Raw genomic sequence first — 6272 nt, 5'->3', positions numbered from 1 at the left:
GGCCGAGGAGGCCGAGGAGGCCGAGGAGGTTCCGCCCGCCGCCTCCACGACCTCTTCCGGGGTGCCGAGGCGGGCGAGGATGCGGCGGACGGCCGCGGGGTTGTCGCCGACGGCCTTGTCGCGGCCGCGGTCGATGCGGTTCCGCAGCTCGGAGACCAGCCGCATCCGGTCGCCGGACGGCAACTGCCGCTGCTGGGCCAGGTCTCCGACCCGGCTCAGATAGTCAAAGACCAGCTGATCGCTCTCGATCCCCACGAAGTCCCCTCCGGGGCGGCTGCGTTGACGCGCCGCGGTTGTACCCAGCGCTCCCGACGGTACCTTCTCCGGGCTCCCTAGGGGGCGCCGTCATCCTCAAGGCCTACGGGCTCCACCGCAGGTTGCACGGCGGGGCCGGGGCGGGTTGCACCGCAGGCCGATGTGCGCGGGACGGGGCAGAACCATCATGGAGACATGAGCGCAACCACCTTCACCCCCGCGTCCGTCCCGTCGTCCGCAGACCCCGGTGCCGCGCCGCACGGCGCCCGGCACCCGCACCGCCTCGGTGGTGCCCTGCGCGCCGCCAAGGTCCTCGTGAGCGCCGCGTTCGGCGTCGTCGTGCTCGGTGAGTACGCCGAGGAAGCAGGCGTGCGCACCCGCTGACGCCAGTCGCGTAAAGTCACGCCGTGACACCACGGATCGTGACGAAACTCTCACCCTTCGCAGCCGGTGTGCTGCTCGCGGTCTCCGTCGCCGCGCTGGCCGTCCTCTGCGTCGTGCAGCACGTCCCGATGGCCGACACCCTGGTCTACCGCGCCGAGGGCGCCGCCGTCGCCAACGGCAGTGATCTGTACGGGTTCACGGTCACCGAGTGGGAACTGCCCGCCACCTACCCGCCGTTCGCCGCGATCCTCTTCGTCCCGACGACCTGGCTCCCGCTGGGTGCGCTGAAGGCCGTCTTCCTCGTCGGCAACGTCGCCCTGCTCGCCCTCCTGGTCCGCCTCTCCTGCGACCTGGCCGGTCTCGCCGCCCGCGCGCCGCTCCTCTGCGCCGCCACGGCCCTCGCCCTGTGGCTCGAACCCGTCTTCCAGACCGTCCTGTTCGGCCAGATCAACCTCGCGCTCGCCTGTCTGGTCCTGTGGGACCTCACCCGCCCGCCGGGCTCCCTCGGCAAGGGGTTCGCGCTCGGCGTCGCGGCCGGGATCAAGCTGACGCCCGCCGTCTTCGTCGGGTACCTCCTGCTGCGCGGGCGCGGCCGCGAGGCGGCCGTCGCGCTCGCCGGGTTCACGGGCACCGTGCTGCTCGGCGCGCTGGTGCTGCCCGCGGCGAGCGTGGAGTTCTGGACGCGGCGCATCTTCGAGACGGGGCGGGTCGGCAAGGCGTGGATCGTCGACAACCAGTCGCTGCAGGGCCTGGTCGCCCGGCTGCTGCACGATGCGACGCCCGGCCCGGCCTGGGCCGTCCCGGCGGCCGTGACCGCCGCCGTCGGCCTCTGGGCGGTCCGCCGCACGCCCGGCGAGCCCCGCGCGCTGCTCCTGGCCGCGTGCACGGCGCTGCTGGTCTCCCCCATCAGCTGGTCGCACCACTGGGTGTGGTGCGTGCCGCTGCTCGCCGTCCTGGTCGCCGAGGGCCGGCGGCACCTGGCGGCCGCCGTGGCCGTGCTGTTCACCGCCCGCACGTTCTGGCTGCTCCCGCACGAGGGCGACCTGGACCTGGCGCTGCCGTGGTGGCAGCAGCCGCTGGCCTCGCCGTACGCGCTGCTCGCGCTGGCGCTGCCGGTCGCGCTGACGCTGCCGCCGATGTTGAGTACGCATCTGAGTACGCGGACAGAGGTGCCGGGCCCGCGCCCGGGGGTTGACTCGCCTCATGCACACCGAGACGCACGGGGAGACACCCCCCGGGACGGAGCCCCGCGACGAGTGGGCCGCACGTAATGCCGCCTACGCCGCCGCGCACCCCGTCCCGCGCCCGTCCCGCATCCTCGCCCTGGCGCTCGCGACGCCCGTCGTGGTGCTGCTCGTCACGCTCGGCTGGTACCTGGTCGCGCTCGACGCGGAGCTCGGCGACGCGTCGTCGGCGGCGCACCAGGACCTGGTGGCCCGGCACGTCCTCGGGACGCTCGGGGGCCTCGGCTGTCTGACGGCGGGCTGGCTCACGCCGCGCGGCTCGCGCGCGGCGTGGCTGCGGACGGCGTTCGCCCTGACGTCGGTGCTGATGGTCCCGGCGGCGCTGTTCGCCGGGACCTGAGCACGGCGTCCGCCCGGCTGTCCGGTCACCCGGCCAGCAGGTCGTCCGCGTCGACGATCCGGTACGCGTACCCCTGCTCGGCGAGGAACCGCTGCCGGTGGGCGGCGAAGTCCTGGTCGATGGTGTCGCGCGCGACGACGGAGTAGAAGCGCGCCTCGTGCCCGTCGGCCTTGGGCCGCAGCACGCGCCCGAGCCGCTGGGCCTCCTCCTGCCGCGAACCGAACGTGCCGGACACCTGGATGGCGACGGTGGCCTCCGGCAGGTCGATGGAGAAGTTGGCGACCTTGGAGACGACGAGGACGGAGATCTCGCCCTCCCGGAACGCGTCGAAGAGCTTCTCGCGCTGCGCGTTGGTCGTCTCGCCCTTGATGACGGGCGCGTCCAGGTGTTCGCCGAGCTCGTCGAGCTGGTCGATGTACTGGCCGATGACGAGCGTCTGTTCCCCGGCGTGCTTCTTGACCAGCGCCTCCGTCACCTTCCGCTTGGTCGCGGTGGTGGCGCAGAAGCGGTACTTCTCCTCGGCCTCCGCGGTGGCGTACGCGAGCCGCTCGCTGTCGGTGAGGTTGACGCGCACCTCGACGCAGTCGGCGGGCGCGATGTAGCCCTGCGCCTCGATCTCCTTCCACGGGGCGTCGAACCGCTTGGGCCCGATGAGCGAGAAGACGTCGGACTCGCGCCCGTCCTCGCGCACGAGGGTCGCGGTCAGTCCGAGGCGGCGGCGGGCCTGGAGGTCGGCGGTGAACTTGAAGACGGGCGCGGGCAGCAGATGCACCTCGTCGTAGATCACGAGGCCCCAGTCGCGCGAGTCGAAGAGTTCGAGGTGGGGGTAGATGCCCTTCCGCTTGGTCGTGAGCACCTGGTACGTGGCGATGGTGACGGGCCGGATCTCTTTCCTGGTCCCGCTGTACTCACCGATCTCGTCCTCGGTGAGCGAGGTCCGCTTCACCAGCTCGTGCTTCCACTGCCGGGCGGAGACGGTGTTGGTGACGAGGATGAGGGTGGTGGCCTTGGCCTGCGCCATGGCACCGGCGCCGACGAGGGTCTTGCCCGCCCCGCAGGGCAGCACGACCACGCCGCTGCCGCCGTGCCAGAACCCCTCGACGGCCTGCTGCTGGTAGGGCCGCAGCGACCAGCCGCTCTCGTCGAGGTCGATCTTGTGCGCCTCGCCGTCGACGTATCCGGCGAGGTCCTCCGCGGGCCAGCCCAGCTTCAGCAGCGTCTGCTTGATCTGACCGCGCTCGGAGGGGTGCACGGCGACGGTGTCCGGGTCGATGCGGGCGCCGACGAGCGGCTGCACCTTCTTCGACCGCAGGATCTCCTCCAGGACCGGGCGGTCGGTGGTGGTGAGGACGAGTCCGTGGGTGGGGTGCTTGGAGAGCGTGAGGCGTCCGTACCGCGCCATCGTCTCGGCGATGTCGACGAGCAGCGCGTGCGGCACGGGGTAGCGCGAGAACTCCACGAGGGCGTCCACGACCTGCTCGGCGTCGTGCCCGGCGGCCCGCGCGTTCCACAGCCCGAGCGGGGTGACCCGGTAGGTGTGGATGTGCTCGGGCGCCCGCTCCAGCTCCGCGAAGGGCGCGATGACACGGCGGCAGGCGTCCGCCTGCTCGTGGTCGACCTCGAGCAGGAGGGTCTTGTCCGACTGGACGATGAGGGGTCCGTTCACGCGAGCGCCCTTTCCATAGGCCAAACGTCCAGTGTGCCGCACCGGCGCCGGTACGCGCCCTGGAAGCGGTCCCCGACGGCTCCCGGGACGGGCGTCAGCGCGGTGGGGAGCGGGTCCGACCCGCTACCGTGAACCGGATGAGCACCGACGAGACGCAGCCCACGGACAGCGCGAGCGACCCCGCACCGTCGCGTGCCGCGGACACGCCCCGTTCCCTCGCCGAAGCGCTCAGGTCGCGGGAGGACGCCGCGCTCGCCGATCTGCTGCGGGCCCGGCCCGATCTCCTGAACCCGGTGCCGAACGACCTCACGCAGCTCGCCACCCGTGCGGGGACCCGCGCCTCGGTGGTGCGCGCCCTGGAGCGGCTCGACCGCTTCGCGCAGCAGGTCGCGGAGGCCCTCGCCGTGGCGCAGGACCCCGCCTCGTACGAGGAGGTGCTCGACCTGCTGGCCGGTGACGAGGGCGACCCGGCCGTCGCGCAGGCCCTGCCCGGGGCGCTCGGCACCCTGCGCGAGCAGGCCCTGGTGTGGGGGCCCGACGACCGGCTCCGGCTCGTGCGCACCGCCCGCGAGCTCCTCGCCCCGACCCCGCAGCATCCGTCCCCGACCGGGCTTGGCCCCACCGTCGCCGAGGCCACGGCCGGCATGTCGCCGACCCGGGTGCAGGACATCGTCGCGGCGGCCGGGCTGGCGACCACCCACGACCCGGTGTCGGCCGTGCGGTCGCTGACCGCCCTGTTCACCGACCGCACCCGGATGTCGGCGCTGCTGGACGCGGCGCCCGCCGAGTCCGTGGAGGTGCTGTCCCGGCTGGTCTGGGGGCCGCCCTACGGCCAGGTCACCGCGGACCCGGCCCGGCACCTGCGCTGGCTCCTGGACCGGGGGCTGCTGCTGCCCACCGCGCCCGGCACGGTCGTGCTGCCCCGGGAGGCGGCCCTGCACCTGCGCGCGGGCCGCGCCCACCGCACACCGGAGCCGACGCCGCCCCCGGTCGAGGCGGCGCGCGAGTACCGTCCACAGGTTGTGGACGCGGCCGCCGCCGGGCAGGCGTACACCGCGCTCGCCACCGTCGAGGAGCTGCTGAAGGACTGGGACGAGGGCGGTCCCGCCGTGCTGCGCGCGGGCGGGCTGAGCGTGCGCGACCTGAAGCGGACGGCGGTGGCGCTCGACACGTCCGAGCCGCTGGCCGCGTTCTGGGTCGAACTGGCCTACGCGGCGGGCCTGCTGGCGTCCGACGGCGACGCCGACGAGCGGTACGCGGCGACGCCCGCGTACGACGAGTGGCAGGAGCTGCCCGCGCCCGAGCGCTGGTCGGCGCTGGCCACGGCCTGGCTCGCGGCCACACGCACGGCGGGGCTCGTGGGCGGCCGCGACGGCAAGGACCGCACGCTCTCCGCGCTCGGCCCGCACCTGGACCGCTCGGCGGCCCCCGAGGTGCGCCACCGGGTCCTCGCGCTCGTCGGCACGCTCCCCGAGGGCACGGCGCCCGTGCCGGAGTCGCTGCGGGCCCGGCTCCACTGGGAGCGCCCGTCCGCCTCCCGCGGCCGCCCCGGCCAGGACGGCGCCGCGAACCCGTCCGACTCGCCGACCCCGCAGGACCTGCGCTCCCGCATCGCCGAATGGACGTTGAACGAGGCCGAGTTGCTGGGCGTCACGGGGCGTGGCGCGCTGTCGTCGCACGGCCGGGCGCTGCTGCCCGAGGCCGGGGATGCCGGGACCGCAGAGAGCACCGGGAACACCGGGAACACCGACCGCGCCGGGAAAGCCGACCGCGCCGGGAACACCGGGACCGCCGGGAGCACAGCCGCCCCCGCCCAGCAGGGCGTCGCCGCCGCCCGCGCCGCCCGGCTCCTCGCCCCGCTCCTCCCCGAGCCCCTGGACCACGTCCTGCTCCAGGCCGACCTCACCGCGGTGGCGCCCGGCCCGCTGGAGCGGCCGCTCGGCGACGCCCTCGCCGTGCTCGCCGACGTCGAGTCGAAGGGCGGCGCCACCGTCTACCGCTTCACGCCTGGCTCCGTGCGCCGTGCGCTCGACGCCGGGCAGTCCGCGTCCGACCTGCACGCCTTCCTCGCCGCCCACTCGCGTACGCCGGTTCCGCAGCCGCTCGCCTATCTGATCGACGACGTGGCCCGCAAACACGGCCACCTGCGGATCGGCGCCGCCTGCGCGTACGTGCGCTGCGACGACGAGGCCCTGCTCAACGAGATCCTCGCCGACAAGCGCGCCCAGGGCCTGCGGCTGCGCCGTCTCGCGCCCACCGTGCTCGCCGCCCAGGCGGATCCCGGCACGCTCCTCGACGGGCTGCGCTCGATGGGCTTCGCGCCCGCGGCGGAGAGCGCGGAGGGCGACGTCCTGATCACCCGCGCGCACGCCCACCGCACCCC

At 74.5% G+C, this 6272-nt stretch carries 5 protein-coding genes and 1 pseudogene; 4 read left to right on the top strand and 2 right to left on the bottom strand.

What is annotated here, in order from left to right:
• Positions 1-255: pseudogene (locus tag AOK03_RS04470) on the bottom strand (HAAS signaling domain-containing protein); the annotation flags it as partial.
• Positions 256-450: 195 nt separating this feature from the next.
• On the opposite strand from AOK03_RS04470, the gene AOK03_RS04465 reads away from it, so the two are divergent.
• The 3 genes from AOK03_RS04465 (at position 451) to AOK03_RS04455 (ending at position 2223) form a co-directional block, all read left to right on the top strand.
• Positions 451-639, top strand: a complete 189-nt coding sequence (locus AOK03_RS04465; protein ID WP_055563828.1) for a hypothetical protein — start codon at positions 451-453, stop codon at positions 637-639.
• Positions 640-710: 71 nt separating this feature from the next.
• Positions 711-1910, top strand: coding sequence for a glycosyltransferase 87 family protein (locus tag AOK03_RS04460; protein ID WP_244177478.1), 1200 nt, complete (start codon positions 711-713; stop codon positions 1908-1910).
• Positions 1843-2223: a hypothetical protein gene (locus AOK03_RS04455; RefSeq protein WP_055563827.1), complete on the top strand. Its 381-nt coding sequence runs from the start codon at positions 1843-1845 to the stop codon at positions 2221-2223. The genes AOK03_RS04460 and AOK03_RS04455 overlap by 68 nt, the downstream gene beginning before the upstream one ends.
• A gap of 25 nt (positions 2224-2248) precedes the next feature.
• Here AOK03_RS04455 and AOK03_RS04450 read toward each other — a convergent pair whose 3' ends face one another.
• Positions 2249-3889 (bottom strand): DNA repair helicase XPB, encoded by a 1641-nt coding sequence (locus tag AOK03_RS04450; RefSeq protein ID WP_055563826.1) that lies wholly within the window; start codon positions 3887-3889, stop codon positions 2249-2251.
• A 137-nt stretch (positions 3890-4026) separates the two neighbouring features.
• On the opposite strand from AOK03_RS04450, the gene AOK03_RS04445 reads away from it, so the two are divergent.
• Positions 4027-6272: helicase-associated domain-containing protein (locus AOK03_RS04445; protein ID WP_055563825.1), on the top strand; the 2246-nt coding region annotated here is incomplete at its 3' end.

Origin of the sequence: Streptomyces atriruber (assembly GCF_001418325.1) — a bacterium.
GTDB lineage: Bacteria > Actinomycetota > Actinomycetes > Streptomycetales > Streptomycetaceae > Streptomyces > Streptomyces atriruber.
This window is presented reverse-complemented; position numbering and strand designations above follow the sequence as displayed.

Bases quoted from the DNA above. Each gene is read 5' to 3' on its own strand.
- AOK03_RS04455 (WP_055563827.1), top strand. From the start codon at position 1,843: ATGCACACCGAGACGCACGGGGAGACACCCCCCGGGACGGAGCCCCGC.
- AOK03_RS04465 (WP_055563828.1), top strand. From the start codon at position 451: ATGAGCGCAACCACCTTCACCCCCGCGTCCGTCCCGTCGTCCGCAGAC.